The organism is Kitasatospora phosalacinea (genome assembly GCF_000717185.1).
GTDB classification, from domain to species: Bacteria; Actinomycetota; Actinomycetes; order Streptomycetales; family Streptomycetaceae; genus Kitasatospora; species Kitasatospora phosalacinea_A.
In genome coordinates, this window is record NZ_JNYE01000085.1 from 18,073 (window position 1) to 32,315 (window position 14,243).

13 protein-coding genes and 1 pseudogene are annotated in these 14,243 nt (G+C 75.6%); 10 read left to right on the forward strand and 4 right to left on the reverse strand.

Translation table 11 applies throughout. From position 1 onward, the window contains the following. Positions 1–103 precede the first annotated feature (103 nt). Both OO57_RS28765 and OO57_RS28770 read right to left on the reverse strand, forming a co-directional pair. Entirely contained in the window at positions 104–850 is a 747-nt protein-coding gene (locus tag OO57_RS28765; protein ID WP_033255649.1) for a nucleotidyltransferase domain-containing protein, read from the reverse strand. 157 nt (positions 851–1,007) lie between these two features. After that, entirely contained in the window at positions 1,008–2,111 is a 1,104-nt protein-coding gene (locus tag OO57_RS28770; RefSeq protein WP_051778366.1) for a hypothetical protein, read from the reverse strand. A 174-nt stretch (positions 2,112–2,285) separates the two neighbouring features. Here OO57_RS28770 and OO57_RS28775 point away from each other — a divergent pair. The 9 genes and pseudogenes from OO57_RS28775 to OO57_RS28815 all read left to right on the forward strand — a co-directional run. Beyond that, positions 2,286–3,422: pseudogene (locus tag OO57_RS28775) on the forward strand (glycosyltransferase family 4 protein); the annotation flags it as partial. A 218-nt stretch (positions 3,423–3,640) separates the two neighbouring features. Next, positions 3,641–4,840 (forward strand): glycosyltransferase, encoded by a 1,200-nt coding sequence (locus tag OO57_RS28780; RefSeq protein ID WP_033255617.1) that lies wholly within the window; start codon positions 3,641–3,643, stop codon positions 4,838–4,840. A 78-nt stretch (positions 4,841–4,918) separates the two neighbouring features. After that, positions 4,919–5,815, forward strand: a complete 897-nt coding sequence (locus OO57_RS28785; RefSeq protein WP_081974033.1) for an SGNH/GDSL hydrolase family protein — start codon at positions 4,919–4,921, stop codon at positions 5,813–5,815. A 206-nt stretch (positions 5,816–6,021) separates the two neighbouring features. Continuing rightward, entirely contained in the window at positions 6,022–6,606 is a 585-nt protein-coding gene (locus OO57_RS28790; RefSeq protein WP_033255652.1) for a S1 RNA-binding domain-containing protein, read from the forward strand. 450 nt (positions 6,607–7,056) lie between these two features. Beyond that, positions 7,057–7,953, forward strand: coding sequence for an NAD(P)-dependent oxidoreductase (locus OO57_RS28795; protein ID WP_267884994.1), 897 nt, complete (start codon positions 7,057–7,059; stop codon positions 7,951–7,953). A 193-nt stretch (positions 7,954–8,146) separates the two neighbouring features. After that, entirely contained in the window at positions 8,147–9,055 is a 909-nt protein-coding gene (locus OO57_RS28800) for a CehA/McbA family metallohydrolase (protein ID WP_033255619.1), read from the forward strand. Positions 9,056–9,168: 113 nt separating this feature from the next. Next, the gene (locus OO57_RS28805; protein ID WP_051778367.1) at positions 9,169–10,239 is read left to right on the forward strand and encodes an SPFH domain-containing protein; all 1,071 of its coding nucleotides are present in this window, start codon (positions 9,169–9,171) and stop codon (positions 10,237–10,239) included. After that, positions 10,236–11,135, forward strand: coding sequence for an NAD(+)/NADH kinase (locus tag OO57_RS28810; protein WP_033255620.1), 900 nt, complete (start codon positions 10,236–10,238; stop codon positions 11,133–11,135). Before OO57_RS28805 ends, OO57_RS28810 begins: the two co-directional genes overlap by 4 nt. A gap of 337 nt (positions 11,136–11,472) precedes the next feature. Continuing rightward, positions 11,473–11,703, forward strand: coding sequence for a DUF6296 family protein (locus OO57_RS28815; RefSeq protein ID WP_033255621.1), 231 nt, complete (start codon positions 11,473–11,475; stop codon positions 11,701–11,703). Between the two features lie 135 nt (positions 11,704–11,838). Here OO57_RS28815 and OO57_RS28820 read toward each other — a convergent pair whose 3' ends face one another. Together OO57_RS28820 and OO57_RS28825 are read right to left on the reverse strand one after the other, a co-directional pair. Further along, positions 11,839–12,834, reverse strand: a complete 996-nt coding sequence (locus OO57_RS28820) for an aldo/keto reductase (protein WP_033255622.1) — start codon at positions 12,832–12,834, stop codon at positions 11,839–11,841. Positions 12,835–13,017: 183 nt separating this feature from the next. After that, positions 13,018–13,593, reverse strand: coding sequence for a TerD family protein (locus OO57_RS28825; RefSeq protein WP_033255623.1), 576 nt, complete (start codon positions 13,591–13,593; stop codon positions 13,018–13,020). Positions 13,594–13,854: 261 nt separating this feature from the next. On the opposite strand from OO57_RS28825, the gene OO57_RS28830 reads away from it, so the two are divergent. Further along, positions 13,855–14,217, forward strand: coding sequence for a UBP-type zinc finger domain-containing protein (locus tag OO57_RS28830; RefSeq protein ID WP_033255624.1), 363 nt, complete (start codon positions 13,855–13,857; stop codon positions 14,215–14,217). Positions 14,218–14,243: the final 26 nt, after the last annotated feature.

Genomic DNA, 14,243 nt, shown 5'->3' on the forward strand with positions numbered 1-14,243 from the left:
CGCCCCCGGCGCTCCGCCTCTCCTTCCGCGGCCCTCCTGCTACTGCGCTCCCACTACTGCCCTCCTACTACTGCCCTCCTACTACTGCCCTCCTACTACTGCGCTACTGCTTGCCGCCGGGTGCCGCGCCCCGGGCGGCCGGGGGCCAGCCGCGGCGGTAGCCGGTCGAGAGCGGGCCGCCGGCCAGGGCGAGCGCGGCGGTGGCGGCCGCGGCGAGGGCGGTGGGGTCGCCGGTCTCCCCCAGGGCGCGGTGGGCTTCCAGGAGGCGGCGGCCGAGGTCCGGGTCGGCGGCGAGCAGGCGGCGCGGGAACCACTTGCCGGTTCCGATCCAGGCCCGGTGGTGGTCGCTGAGCAGGTCGGCGGCGGTGCGGAGGACCTCGGCGCCGATGGCGAGCGCCTCCAGGCGGTCCGGGGCGTCGCCGAGGTCGTCCAGCAGGTCGGTCAGTGCGTACCGCAGGTTCTCGCGCTGCTCGGGCCCGAGCGGGGGCGGGCCGGTCAGCAGTTCGGCCCGGCAGTCCGCGACGATCCGGGCAACGCGGCCGTCGCGGTCCAGCAGGACCAGCCCGGTCGCGTACAGCTGCTGCACCACCCCGCGGCGGGAGGCGGCGTCGAAGGCGCGCAGTTCGGCGAGCCCGGCCCCGGTGTGCGCGAACACCTCGACCACCCGCCCCTCGTGGCGGAGCGTCTCGCGGTGGGTCTCCCGGCCGTCGGGTAGCAGGACGGCCAGGTCGAGGTCGCTGCCCGCCCGGGCCCGTCCCGCCGCCACGGAACCGGCCAGCACCACGGCCGACGCGTCGGGGTGGCGCTCGGCGACGAACCGTCTGGCCTGGTCGATCAACACCTCTCGCACCCGCACAGCCTCCCACACGACCGGTCCCGGCCTGTCCCGGTCGTTCGCGGCCGTTCGCGGTCGGTTCCAGCCGTTCGCGGTCGGTTCCAGCCGTTCGCGGTCGGTCCCAGCTGCTCGCGGTCGGTCGCGGGAATTCGGGAGCCGCCCTGACGAATCGTCAGCCGGACGTGTCGTCGGCCCCGTCGCGCCCGTCCGGCCGGTCGCCGTGGCGGGTGCGGCTCCCGCGGCGGGGGTTGTCGGGGCCACGGGAGCCGCGGGCGCGGCGGGCGCGGTCGGCGGCGTAGGCCGCTCCCGCGGCGAGGGCGACCAGGAGGGCGGTGGCGAGGTGTCCGCCGGCCAGGTCGAGTCCGAGGAAGAGCACGAACAGGAAGGCCGCGACCGGGAGCAGCAGGGCGAGCAGGGTCTGGCCGAGGACCGCGATGGTGGCGGTGCGGGCGTACTTCTCCCCGGGCTGGGGGGCGGCGCCGGGGCCGTCCGCCTCGTCGGGCCAGTAGAAGGCGGTGGCGCGCTGGGCGAGGGCGGTGGTGGCGCGGACGTTGGCGCGTCCCATGACGGGGATCCACACCACGGGGAAGGCGAGCCCGAAGACCACCAGGAGGGCGGTGCCGACCCAGCCCGCGATCCGGCGGATCCGGCCGCGGTGGTCCTCGCCGATGGCGATGAGCCCGAGCAGGTAGACCATCCGCCGGACCATGTCGATCCGGGACGGGCGGGACGGCGGCCCGGCCTTGGGTGCGGCGTCCTCCGCGGCGGTGGCGGCCAGCGCGGCGCGGGCGTCCGGGACGGTGGCGTACACGCCCTGCAGGACGAGGAGTTCGGCGCTGCGTTCGGTCTGGTCGCCCTCCGCTCCGGCGAGCAGGGCGAGTTCGAGGACCATCCGGGCCTGGGCGAGCATCCCGGCGCAGAACGCCACCGGGACGAGGAGGATCAGCGGCCCGCCGACCACGCAGCCCTCGACCAGGGTCAGCCGGATGCCGTGGGTGATGACGGCCGCGCGGCGCTCGGCGAGCGTGCCCGCCCCGGCCAGCCCGGCCACCGCCTTCGCGGCGGGCTTCGACTCCTGGTGGACGGCCAGTTCGGCCAGGTGCTCGGGCAGCCGCACGGCGTCGTGCCGGACGGCCCGCCACAGCTCGCCGGCCGCCCCGCCACCGCGACCGCCACCGGCCCCGCCACCGGCCCCGCCACCGGTCTCGTCGGGGCCGGGGGCGTTCGCCGGTGGTCCGTCGGCCGACTGCGCCGCTTCCCCTCCCGCGTGCTCCATCCCGCCAGACTACTCGGACAAAACCGCGGAAAACACCCGTCCGGAACCGTCCGGAACCGTCCGGGGCCGCCCGGTCCCCGCATTCACACACCAGTGCGGAAATGGCGGCAGACGTTCGCCTCCGCGAAAGATCCCTTTGACTGACCGCACGCCTGGGTTGGCCACAACGTTGGCATGCGAGTCGCCATCGTCACCGAGTCCTTCCCGCCCGAGGTCAACGGCGTGGCCCACAGCGTGCTGAGGGCTGCCGAGCACCTCGTCCGGCGGGGCCACCAGCCCCTGGTGATCACCCCCGCCCCGGCGCGGAGCGCGCACTGCCCGCCGCAGTCCTTCGGCCCCGACCGGGAACCGCTGCCGGTGGTGCGCGTCCCCTCCGTCCCGCTCCCCCGCTACCCGCAGGTGCGCATCGCCCTGCCCAGTCGCAAGCTGGCCGCCGCGCTGGCGGCCCACCGGCCGGACGTGGTGCACCTGGCCAGTCCGTTCGTGCTCGGCGCGCGGGCTGCCCGGCTCACCGAGCGCCTGGACCTGCCGACCGTGGCCGTCTACCAGACCGACCTGGCGGGGTACGCGCAGGCGTACCGGATGGGCCGGGGGGCCGGTTCGGCGATCGCCTGGGCGCGGATCCGCTCCGTGCACCGCGCCGCCGCGCGCACGCTCGCCCCCTCGACCCCGGCCGCGCAGGACCTGACGGCGCACGGGGTGCGGCAGGTCCGGCTCTGGGCGCGCGGCGTCGACTCGGTGCGCTTCCACCCCGACCACCGCGACGAGGCGCTGCACCGCGCGCTGGCCCCGGGCGGCGAGGTGCTGGTGGGGTACGTCGGGCGGCTCGCCCCGGAGAAGCGGGTGGACCTGCTCGCGGAGGCGTCCCGGCTGCCGGGCGTGCGGGTGGTGGTGGTCGGGGACGGCCCGAGCGCGCCCGCACTGAAGGCCGCGATGCCCGGCGCGGTGTTCCTCGGCCGCCGCACGGGAGCCGAACTCGCCCGCTGTTTCGCCTCGTTGGACCTGTTCGTGCACACCGGCCCACTGGAGACCTTCTGCCAGACCATCCAGGAGGCGATGGCCAGCGGCGTCCCGGTGGTCGCCCCGGCGGTCGGCGGCCCGCTCGACCTGGTCGGCCACCACCGCACCGGGCTGCTGGTCGCCCCGCGGGACGCGGGCGCCGTCGCCCGGGCCGTCGCCGACCTCGCCGCCGCCCCCGAACTGCGCGCCCGGTACGGCGCGGCGGGCCGGGCCGACGTCACCGACCGGAGCTGGGAGGCGGTCGGCGACCAGCTGATCCGGCACTACGAGGAGGTGCTCGCCGAGCACCGGCAGCGCCACCGCGCCCGAACGGGGGAACCGTCCCCCGCCACTGCCGCTCCCTTCGCCCCCGCGCCCGCCGAACCCGCGACCGCACCGGCCGCCGAACCGGCTCCGCAGCCGCTGCTCGACGGCATACCGGCGCCCCGCCGAGCGGAAGCACCCACCGCCGCGCCCGTCCCGGCCGCAACCCGGGCCCCGGCCCCGGCCCCGGTCGAGGAGCAGCCCGCGTGAACCGCGAAACGGCCCGCACGGACGGCGGGTTGTGCATCGTCCGGCTGGCGAACTTCGTCACGCCCGTCTCGGGCGGCCTGCGGACTACGCTGCGGCACCTCGGCGCGGGGTACCTGGCCGCGGGCCACCGGCCCGTCCTGGTGGTGCCGGGGCCGGTCCGCGGCGACGAGTGGACCGAGCAGGGGCGGGTGATCACCCTGCCCGGTCCGCGCGTCCCGGGCAGCGGGGGCTACCGGGTGCTCCGCGACAAGCGCCGACTCGCCGCGCTGCTCGACGAGTTGGCGCCGGACCGGCTGGAGGTGTCGGACCGCACCACGCTGCGCTGGACGGGCGCGTGGGCGAAGGCGCACGGGGTGCGGTCGATGATGGTCTCGCACGAGAGCGCAACCGGGGTGCTCGGCGCGTGGGGCGTGCCGACCGAGAGCGCGCGGCGGCTCGCGGACCGGCTCAACTCCCGTACCGCGCACGGCTACGACACCGTGCTGTGCACGACGGCGTGGGCGGCCGAGGAGTTCGAGCGGATCGGTGCCCGCAACATCGAGCGGGCACCGCTGGGGGTGGACCTGGAGACGATGCGTCCGGAGTGCCACGATCCTTCGCTGCGGGCGGAGTTGGCCGATGCGCAGCAGGTACTGCTGGTGATGTGCTCCCGACTGTCCGGGGAGAAGCGGCCCGAGCGGGCGCTGGAGGCGCTGGCCGAGTTGCGCCGCCGCCACCGGGTTCCGGCCGTGCTGGCGGTCGCCGGGGCGGGCCCGCTGCGCGGTCGGCTGGAGCGGCGGGCGGCCGAACTCCGGCTCCCGGTGCGGTTCCTGGGGCATCTGGCGGGGCGTTCCGAGCTGGCGGCCCTGCTGGCCACGGCGGACGCGGTGATCGCTCCGGGCCCGGTGGAGACCTTCGGCCTGGCCGCACTGGAGACGCTGGCCTGCGGCACTCCCGTCGCGGTCAGCCGGTCCTCCGCGCTGCCGCAGGTGGTCGGCGGGGCCGGGGCCGCGGCGGCCGACAGCGGCGCCGGATTCGCGCTCGCAGTACGGGAGTTGCTGGACCGGCCGGAGACGGAACGGCGGGCCGCCGCCCGTGCGAGGGCGGAGGAGTTCGGCTGGGACGCCGCCACCGCCGCGTTCCTCGCCGCCCACCGAGCCCCCGCACCCACACCCCCACCCGCACCCAGGCCCGCACCCACCCCTGCAGTCGACTGACCACGCCTCCCCGCGCCTCCAACCTCCATCTCCTGCAACCCCGTTCGGCCTCCTTTCCCGCCCCACCGGAGGGACGTGATGACGGTTCGATTCGCTGCGCTCGGCGACTCCCTCACCGAGGGGATCGGCGATCCGGTACCAGGGGGGTGGCGGGGCTGGGCGGCGCTGCTCGCCCCCGCCCTCTCGCCGGATCCCGTCGAGTTCCGCAACCTCGCCAGCAGCGGCGCGCTCAGCCGTGACCTGCTGCTCTCCCAACTGCCCGCCGCGCTCGCGCTGCGCCCGCAGTTCGCGGCGGTGCTGGTCGGCGGCAACGACACCCTGCGGGACTCCTTCGACCTGGAGTCGACGGCCCGCCAATTCGCCTCCGTCCTCTCCTCGTTGGCCTCGGTCGGGGCGGTTCCGCTGACCGCCTGCCTGCCCGGTCCGGGGCGGCTGCTGGGGTTGCCCGCGCCACTGGCCCGGCCGCTGGCCCGGCGGATGCGGAGCGTCAACACGGTGGTGCACGCGCTGTCGGCGCGCCACGGGGCGGTGCACCTGCACCTGGCGGAGCTGCCCTGGACGGAGCACCGGGAACTGCTGAGCGTGGACCGGCTGCACCCGAGCGCCGCGGGCCACCAGTTGATCGCCCGGGAGTTCCACGCCCTGCTCGCCGGGGCCGGGCACCGGGTCGGGGCGGCGCCCGACCCGCTGGCGACGGAGCCGCCCGGCCGCGGGGCGGACCTGTGGTGGATGGCCACCCGGGGCACCCGCTGGGTGGCGGCCCGCTCGACCGACCTGCTGCCCGGACTGTGCGCATTGGCCGCCCTGGAGGCCCGCCACCTGCTGCGCGGCTCGACCCGGCAGCTCGACCGCGCGGCGGCCCTCGCCACCGACGCGGTCGTCGCCCGCCTGACCTCCGACGAGCACGTCCACGCCGACGGACACGTCTACACCGACGGGCACGTTCTTACCGACGGACACGCCCGGCAGCCGTGAGAGCCCCGCCGAGGCCTGCTGGGATCAGCCCAGCGGAGCACCCCGGCGGTGGCGGTGGCGGTGGCAGGTTCGAGGCTCGGGGAGCCGCTGCAGGTGGCGCTCCGGCCGTCGTCGTCGGTGAACGGGGCGGCGGTCGCGCCGGTGTCGAGCGCGGAGCCGCCCCGGGCGGATGTCGTGGACCTGCGGCGTGTGCCAGAGTGGCGGGCATGGATTGGCAGTCCGAGTGCCCGGGCCTCTGGGCGTTCCTGGAGTCACTGCACCGCGGCGAGATCCTGTCCGGCACCGTCGCGGCGATCGAGCGGTTCGGGGTCTTCGTCTCCCTGGACGACGGACCGGGGCATCCCCTGTTCCCCGGCGTCGGGTTCATCACGCTCCCCGAACTGTCCTGGCAGCCGGTCGAATCCGCGACCGACGTCGTGGAGGTCGGACAGCGCGTCTCGTGCGAGTTCCTCCAGTTCGACACCCACAGTGCGGAGGCCAGGCTGTCGTTGTGCGCACTGTCGCCCGACCCCTTCCAGACCTTCACCGACGGCACGATGGTGGGGCGGACGCTCCGCGGGACGGTCGTCAAGGTGCTCCCCTTCGGCGCTTGCGTGGCACTCGGGGACGGGGTCGTGGGCCTGGTGCCCTTCCGCGAGTGCCAGGGCAGGCCCGCGGCCGGCCTGCCGGAGGCCTTCCGGGTCGGCGACGAGACATCGGTCGTGGTCACGGACGTCGATCCGTCGGGGCGGAGGGTGTTCCTCTCCGGGCCGGAGGACGCCCGGCAGGCCGGTGCCGCGCCGCTCACCTGACCACTCGACCGCCCGTCTGCCTGCGTACCCGTCTGCCTGCGTACCCGCCTGTCGCGCTCCCGCCTGCGGCGGACGGTTGTCACCAGAGGTCGCCCTCGCGCCAGTCGCAGACCAGGTCGGCCGACGGCTCCAACTCCCCTTCACCACCCAGGAGGTAGATCCAGCCGTCCTCCTCGGCGGTGCGCTGCCGCCCGTGCGGGCCGAGGGCCCGAGGTCCGCCGTGTGCACCGTCCGTACCGTCACCGTGCCCGCGTCCGCGCCCGCACCCGCGCCCGCACCCGCGCCCGCGCCCGCGCCCGCGTCCTCGCGGAGCTGACGCCACCGACGGCAGCACTGCACCGCACCGCACCGCACCCCGCCCGTCCGATCCGATCCGAACGGTCCGTCCCTCGGGCAATCCGCACCGTCCGCCGGTCCGGGCCGTAGCATCGCCCTCGGAGCACGACCAAGATCCACCGGAGACGGGAAGGACAGCGCATGGACGTCGGTTTCATCGGCCTGGGAGGAATGGGTCGGGCGATGGCCCGCCGACTGCTGGCGGCCGGTCACGCGGTGCGGGTGTGGAACCGCTCGCCGGAGCCGGTGGCCGAGCTGGTCGCGGACGGGGCGGTGGCGGCCGGGACGCTCGCCGAGGCGTTCGGGGCGCAGGTGGTGGTGTCCATGCTCGCGGACGACCGGGTGGTCGAAAGCCTGCTGCTGGACGAGGAGTTGCTGTCCGGTGCGCGGGGCGTGACGCACGTCAACATGGCCACCGTCTCGCCCGCGCTGGCCCGCCGGGCCGCCGAACTGCACGCCCGGCACGGCCTGGGGTACGTCGCGGCGCCGGTGCTGGGCCGGACGGACGTCGCGGCGGCCGGGAACCTGAACATCCTCGCGGCCGGTCCGTCGGCCGAACTCGACCGGGTGGCACCGCTGTTCGAGGCGATGGGCCGTCGCACCTGGCCGCTCGGGGAGGACCCGGCGGCCGCGAACGTGGCGAAGATCAGCGCCAACTTCCTGCTGGTGTCGGCGATCGAGGCGTTCTCCGAGGCAGCCGCGCTCGCCGAGGCCAGCGGGCTCGACCCGGCGGCGCTGCTGGCGGTGCTCACCGACTCCCTGTTCCCCGGCCCGGTGTACGCGGGCTACGGGGGGATGATCACCAAGCAGTCCTTCGAACCGGCTGGGTTCCGCCTGGCGTTGGGCCTGAAGGACGTGAACCTCGCCCTGGAGGCCGGGGCCGCCGCCGAAGTCCCGCTCCCGCTGGCCTCGTTGCTGCGCGACTCGCTCCTCCAGGCGGTCGCCCACGGCCGCGGCGAGCAGGACCTCGCCGCGATCTCCACCACCTCCCGGACCCGCGCCGGAATCTGACGTCTCGCCACTTGCAGATCGGCCGCCGGGCGGGCGGACGGAACAGCGCACCCGTCACCCGCCCGGCGCCGGACGCCCGAATTCCGTCGACCCCGCCCGCGGGCCTCGCTAGGGTGGCACCCCGAACCCCCGCACCCCACCCCCTCCAAACCCCGCGCCGCGCCAACTGCCGCACCCGCCAGGGAGGTCGACCGTGATCGCGCTGCCCTTCGCCCGGCCGGGCCGGTTCTGGCGCGGCAACCTGCACACCCACACCGACCGCTCGGACGGGGCGCTGTCGCCGGAGGAGACGGCCCGACGCTACCGGAACGCCGGGTACGACTTCCTCGCCGTCACCGATCACTTCCGGCCCGCCCACGGCTACCCGGTCACCGACACCCGGCCACTGCGCACCCCCGGCTTCACCACCCTGATCGGCGCCGAACTGCACGCCCCGCGCACTGAGTTCACCTCAGAGTGGCACATCCTGGCGGTCGGCCTGCCGCTCGACTTCGCCCCGCCGTCGCCCGGCGAGAGCGGCCCCGAGCTGGCCCGCCGGGCACGCGCCGCGGGCGCGTTCGTCGGCATGGCGCACCCGGCGGCCTCGCTGCTCACCGAGGCCGACGCGCAGCGCCTGGACGCCGCGCACGCCGTGGAGGTGCACAACGCGCTGTCCGCGTACGAGGACCGCGGCGACAGCTGGCACCTGACCGAGACGCTGCTCAACCGCGGCCGTCGCCTGCACGCGTACGCGGCCGACGACGCGCACTTCCAGCCGCAGGACCCGCCGGGCTGCGCGGCCTGGGTGCAGGTGCGCGCGACGGAGCTCGCTCCCGGGGCGCTGCTCGCGGCGCTCAAGGCGGGCCACTACTACTCCAGCACCGGGCCCGAGCTGTTCGACGTCTCGCTCACCGGCGGCCGGATCACGGTGCGCTGCTCCCCGGCCCGGAAGGTGCTGGTCACCGGCGGCCGCCCGGGCAAGCAGGTCGCCACGGGCCCCGCCGACGGCGAACTCACCGACTGCACACTGCCGTTGGCCATGTTTCGTGACACCTGGTGCCGGGTCACGGTGGAGGACGCGCGCGGCCGGCGCGCCTGGAGCAACCCGATCCAGTTGGGCTGAGCCCCGGCCGTCCCCGGCCGCCCCACCTCCACCCCCCCTTTTCGTCGTATTGACGACAAGCAGGTCCTCCAGTTATCGTCATCTCGACGAAAAGAAAGGACACCGCGACTCCCATGGCCGACATCACGCGCCGCTTCGGCTTCCGCCACCTCCGTTCCACCCCCACCAGCCACATCCGCCACCTGCGCGGCGGACAGCTCGCCCACGAGGGCACCGGGCTGGCCTTCTGGTTCCGGCCGCTCACCGCCGCCATCTCCGAAGTACCTGGTGACGACCGCGAGTTGGCGATGATGTTCCACGCCCGCACGGCGGACTTCCAGGACCTCGCGGTGCAGGCCACCGTCACCTACCGGATCAGCGACCCGACCACCGCCGCCACCCGCCTCGACTTCGGCATCGACCCGGACACCGGCAGCTGGCGCGCCGAACCGCTCGCCCAGCTCGGCACCCTGCTGACCGAGACCGCCCAGCAGCACGCACTCCAGCTGATCGCCCGCACCCCGCTCGCCGACACCCTGGTCAACGGCGTCACGGCCGTCCGCGAGCGGATCTCCGAGGGCCTGGCCGCCGAACCCCGGCTGGCCGAGATCGGGGTGTCGGTGCTCGCGGTGCGCGTCACCGCCGTCCGGCCGGAGGCCGAGATGGAGCGGGCGCTGCGCACCCCGGCCCGCGAGCAGGTCCAGCAGGAGGCCGACCGGGCCACGTACGAGCGCCGCGCCGTCGCGGTCGAGCGGGAGCGCACGATCGCCGAGAACGAACTCGCCAGCCAGATCGAACTGGCGCGCCGCGAGGAGGAGTTGGTCGGCCAGCGAGGCACCAACGCGCGGCGCGAGGCGGAGCAGAAGGCCGCCGCGGACGCGGTCCGCACCGACGCGGACGCGGCCCGCCGGACCAGGATGGCGGTCGCCGAGGCCGAGGCCGCGGGCACCCTGGCCACCCAACAGGCCGAGGCCGTACGGTCGTTGGGTGAGGCGAAGGCCGCCGCGGAGGCCGCCTGGCTGGCCGCCCACCAGCAGGCCGGCCCCGAGGTCCTGCAGGCGCTGGCCCTGATCCGACTGGCCGAGCACCTGCCGCGGATCGACAGCATCACCCTCACCCCGGACGTGCTGACCGGCCTGCTCAGCCGCCTCAGCACCCCCGCCGCGCCCGCTGCCCCGGCCGCCCCCGAGGGCCCGGTCCGGTGAGCCTCTCCCCCCGCGTGGTGCTGATCCACCGGCGCACCGAGTACGAGGAGTTGATCGCCCGGCACGGCACCCGTGGCCAGGCCGAGTTCTTCCTCTCCCGGCGCGGCCGCTCGCTGGCCGAGGCCGAGGAGCGCCACCACCGGGCCCGGGCCGCGCTCGCCGAGGTGTCGGCCGCGGTACCGCTGGACTGGCGGCAGGCCCGGGTCGAACGCTCCGACCTGGACCGCTTCCTGTTCGCTCCGGAGGACGTGGTCGTGGTGGTCGGCCAGGACGGCCTGGTCGCGAACGCCGCGAAGTACCTGGCGGGCCAGCCGGTGGTCGGCATCGACGCCGAACCGGGCCGCAACGCGGGCGTCCTGGTCCGGCACCGGGCCGAGCAGGCCGGGCCGCTGCTGCGGGCGGCCGTACTGCCGGGCGCGGAACGGCGGTTGGAGCTGCGCACGATGGTGGAGGCGGTCGCGGACGACACCCAGCGGCTGCTCGCGCTGAACGAGATCTACCTCGGGCAGCCGGGCCACCAGACCGCCCGCTACCGGCTGGCGGCCCCCGGCGGCGCGGCGGAGTCGCAGGCCTCCTCGGGCGTGCTGGTCGGCACCGGCACCGGCGCCACCGGGTGGTGCCGCTCGGCCTGGCTGGAGCGCTCCAGCCGCCTGGACCTGCCCGCGCCGACCGCCCCGCGCCTGTCCTGGTTCGTCCGCGAGGCCTGGCCGTCCCCGGTGACCGGCACCTCCCGCGTCGAGGGCCTGCTGGACGCCGAGCAGCAGCTCGTCCTGACCGTCGAGTCGGAACTCCTGGTCGCGTTCGGCGACGGCATCGAGTCGGACGCCCTGCAACTCACCTGGGGCCAGACCGTCCGGATCGGCCCGGCCGCGCAACGCCTGCACCTGCTGGCCTGACCACCGCCGCCCCCACCGACGCCCCGCGCCCGCCACGCCCCTGCTGCTGCGCCTGCCGACGCCCCCGGCGAACGGCGCCGACGCCGCCCGCAGCGGGCTGGCCGACCTCGTGCCGGTCGCGCTCGGCGCCGACGGCTCCCCTTCCGGCGCCCGGGCCGTCCACCCGGGCCCTGCACACCCACCTGAGCACCCCCGGCACCCGCCCGCCCCGCCTGATCACCCGCCCGGCCGCCCGTACGCCCGGACGCCGCCGCGACGCCGCCCGGTCCGCCAGGTCGCGACCGCTCGCCCCGGCCTGCCTACGATGGAACGACGCCCACGGGAAGAAGGCTCGGCAATGACTCAACGATTCGCACTCACGTTCCCCGGGGAGACCGGCGGCCACGCCGAGCAGGACGTGGTGGTGGTCGAGGCGACCGGCGCCCGCGGCCCGGGCGGGCACCCGGTGTACGCGGACCCGTCCGGCATCGTGCAGGCCGAGATCAGCGACCGGGGCGAGGTCCGGATGCTGGCCAGCGGCGGCCACCAGCTCCCCCGCACCCCGCTGCACGCCGAACCGCTGCCCTGAGCCCCCCGCCCCGTCCCCGCCCGGCTCATCCCGTCCCCGTCGCGGCCCGTCGCGACGCGGCCCGCGGGGCGCCCACCACCGAGCGCCCCGCCCGAGCCGCCGGGCGAGCGCCCCGCCCGAGCCGCCGCCCGCGCACTACCAGCGCGAGTGCACCTGCGCCCGCAGCCGCCGGTCGTACAGGTCGCGGACGGCCTGCAGGGTCTGCTCCGGCAGCGGCGACATCGCCATCGTCTCGGCGTTCGCCCGGGCCTGCTCGGGCGTGCGGGCGCCGGGGATGACGGTGCTGACGCCGGGCTGCTGGACGATCCAGCGCAGCGCGGTCTGGGCGGAGCTGGCGCCGGGCGGGGCGAGCCGGGCGAACTCGTCGGCGGCCTCCACGCCGGTCTCGAAGTCGATGCCGGAGAAGGTCTCGCCCTGGTCGAACGCGGAGCCGTCCCGGTTGTAGTTGCGGTGGTCGTCGCTCCCGAACAGGGTCTCCTTGGTGTACTTGCCGGAGAGCAGCCCGGAGGCCAGCGGCACCCTGGCGATGATGCCGACGCCCGCCTTCTCGGCGGCGGGCAGCACCCGGTCGAGCGGCTTGAGCCGGAACGGGTTGAGGATGATCTGCACGCTGGCGACGCCGGGCCGGGCGATCGCGGTCAGCGCCTCCTCGCAGGTCTCCACGCTGACGCCGTACGCGGCGACGACCTCCTCGGCGACCAGGGTGTCGAGCGCGTCGAACACCTCGTCGTCGGAGTAGACGGCGCTGGGCGGGCAGTGCAGCTGCACCAGGTCGAGCCGCTCGACGCCCAGGTTGCGGCGCGAACGGTCGGTCCACTCCCGGAAGTTGGCGAGGGTGTAGTTCTCCGGCAGCTGCGGCAGCCGCCGGCCGAGCTTGGTGGCGACCGTCAACTCGCCGCCGTCGCCGCCGCTGCGGCGCCCCTTCAGGAAGCGGCCGATCAACTGTTCGCTACGGCCGTCGCCGTAGACGTCGGCGGTGTCGAAGAAGGTCACCCCGGCGTCCGCCGCGGCGTCCAGCACCGCGAGGGCGTCGTCCTCCAGCACGGCGCCCCAGTCCGCGCCGAGCTGCCACGTTCCGAGACCGATCACCGAGACCGGGCGCCCGGTCCTGCCAAGTACACGCTGTTCCATGCCCCGAGCCTGCCACAGCCCCGCGCGCCGCTCACACGCCGACACCCCACCGGGGAACGGCGGACGGCGCGCACGGGCCGCCCCGGCGCACCGCTGACGCGACCGCGGCCGCGCCAGCGGCAGCGCCAGCGCCAGCGCCAGCGCCAGCGGCGGGACGGAGCCCGTACGGGCGGAGGCGGCAGGTCAGACGTTGACGCCGTAGTCGAGCGCGATGCCGCGCAGGCCGGAGGCGTAACCCTGGCCGATGGCGCGGAACTTCCACTCGCTGCCGTACCGGTACAGCTCGCCGAAGACCATCGCGGTCTCGGTGGACGCGTCCTCGGAGAGGTCGTAGCGGGCGACCTCGCTGCCGTCGGCCTCGTTGACGACCCGGATGAACGCGTTGCGGACCTGGCCGAAGCTCTGGTGCCGGTTCTCCGCGTCGTAGATCGACACCGGGAAGACGATCTTGGCGACCTGCGGCGGGACGGCCGTCAGGTCGACCTTGATCTGCTCGTCGTCGCCGTCGCCGCCACCGGTCAGGTTGTCGCCGCTGTGCTCGACGGAGCCCTCGGGGCTGCGCAGGTTGTTGTAGAAGACGAAGTGCTGGTCGCCGAGCACCCGGCCGGCCTCGCTGCACAGCAGCGCGCTGGCGTCCAGGTCGAAGTCGGCGCCCGTGGTGGCCCGCACGTCCCAGCCCAGGCCGACGATGACGTTGGTGAGCCCCGGGGCCTCCTTCGTCAGCGAGACGTTTCCGCCCTTGGCGAGCGAGACTCCCATGTGTGCCCTCCTGTGGTTTCCCCGTACCGGGCCCGGCAGTTCGGCCGGTTCCGCTCCGCGCGGACGGCCGCCGCCCGGCCCCTCGGTCGGGCCCGGGCCCGCACCGAATCTACAGCACTGTAGATCAGTACGGAATCCACCTCCGCGCCGCCGCCCCACCCGTCCTTTTCCCCGGCGGGCGCGGCCCCACCCCGCCGCGCCGGATCCGCTTCCGCCGCGCGCCCGCCGCCCCGGGCATACCCTGGCCGAGGAGGTGCAACGATGAGCGACGACACGACGATCCCCGGCATCGACCCCACCGTCCCGCCGAGCGGCGACGGCTGCGTGGAGTGCCTGGCGGGCGAGGGCCAGGGCTGGTGGTTCCACCTGCGCAGGTGCGCCGCCTGCGGGCACATCGGCTGCTGCGACTCCTCTCCGTCCCAGCACGCCACCGCGCACGCCCGGTCGGCCGGACACCCGTTCCTCACCAGTTTCGAGCCCGGCGAGGACTGGTTCTGGAACACCGAGACCGAGCAGTTCTACGAGGGCCCGCCACTGACCGGCCCGACCGCCCACCCGGTCACCCAGCCCGCGCCCGGCCCGGTCGGCCACGTCCCGATCGACTGGCAGCAGCGCCTGCGCTGACCGTCCGCCAGCGGGCCGCCCCGGTC

Coding starts and splice junctions, on each gene's coding strand:
- OO57_RS28770 (WP_051778366.1), bottom strand. CDS start 2,111: ATGGAGCACGCGGGAGGGGAAGCGGCGCAGTCGGCCGACGGACCACCG.
- OO57_RS28785 (WP_081974033.1), top strand. CDS start 4,919: ATGACGGTTCGATTCGCTGCGCTCGGCGACTCCCTCACCGAGGGGATC.
- OO57_RS28790 (WP_033255652.1), top strand. CDS start 6,022: ATGGATTGGCAGTCCGAGTGCCCGGGCCTCTGGGCGTTCCTGGAGTCA.
- OO57_RS28805 (WP_051778367.1), top strand. CDS start 9,169: ATGGCCGACATCACGCGCCGCTTCGGCTTCCGCCACCTCCGTTCCACC.
- OO57_RS28815 (WP_033255621.1), top strand. CDS start 11,473: ATGACTCAACGATTCGCACTCACGTTCCCCGGGGAGACCGGCGGCCAC.
- OO57_RS28820 (WP_033255622.1), bottom strand. CDS start 12,834: ATGGAACAGCGTGTACTTGGCAGGACCGGGCGCCCGGTCTCGGTGATC.
- OO57_RS28825 (WP_033255623.1), bottom strand. CDS start 13,593: ATGGGAGTCTCGCTCGCCAAGGGCGGAAACGTCTCGCTGACGAAGGAG.
- OO57_RS28830 (WP_033255624.1), top strand. CDS start 13,855: ATGAGCGACGACACGACGATCCCCGGCATCGACCCCACCGTCCCGCCG.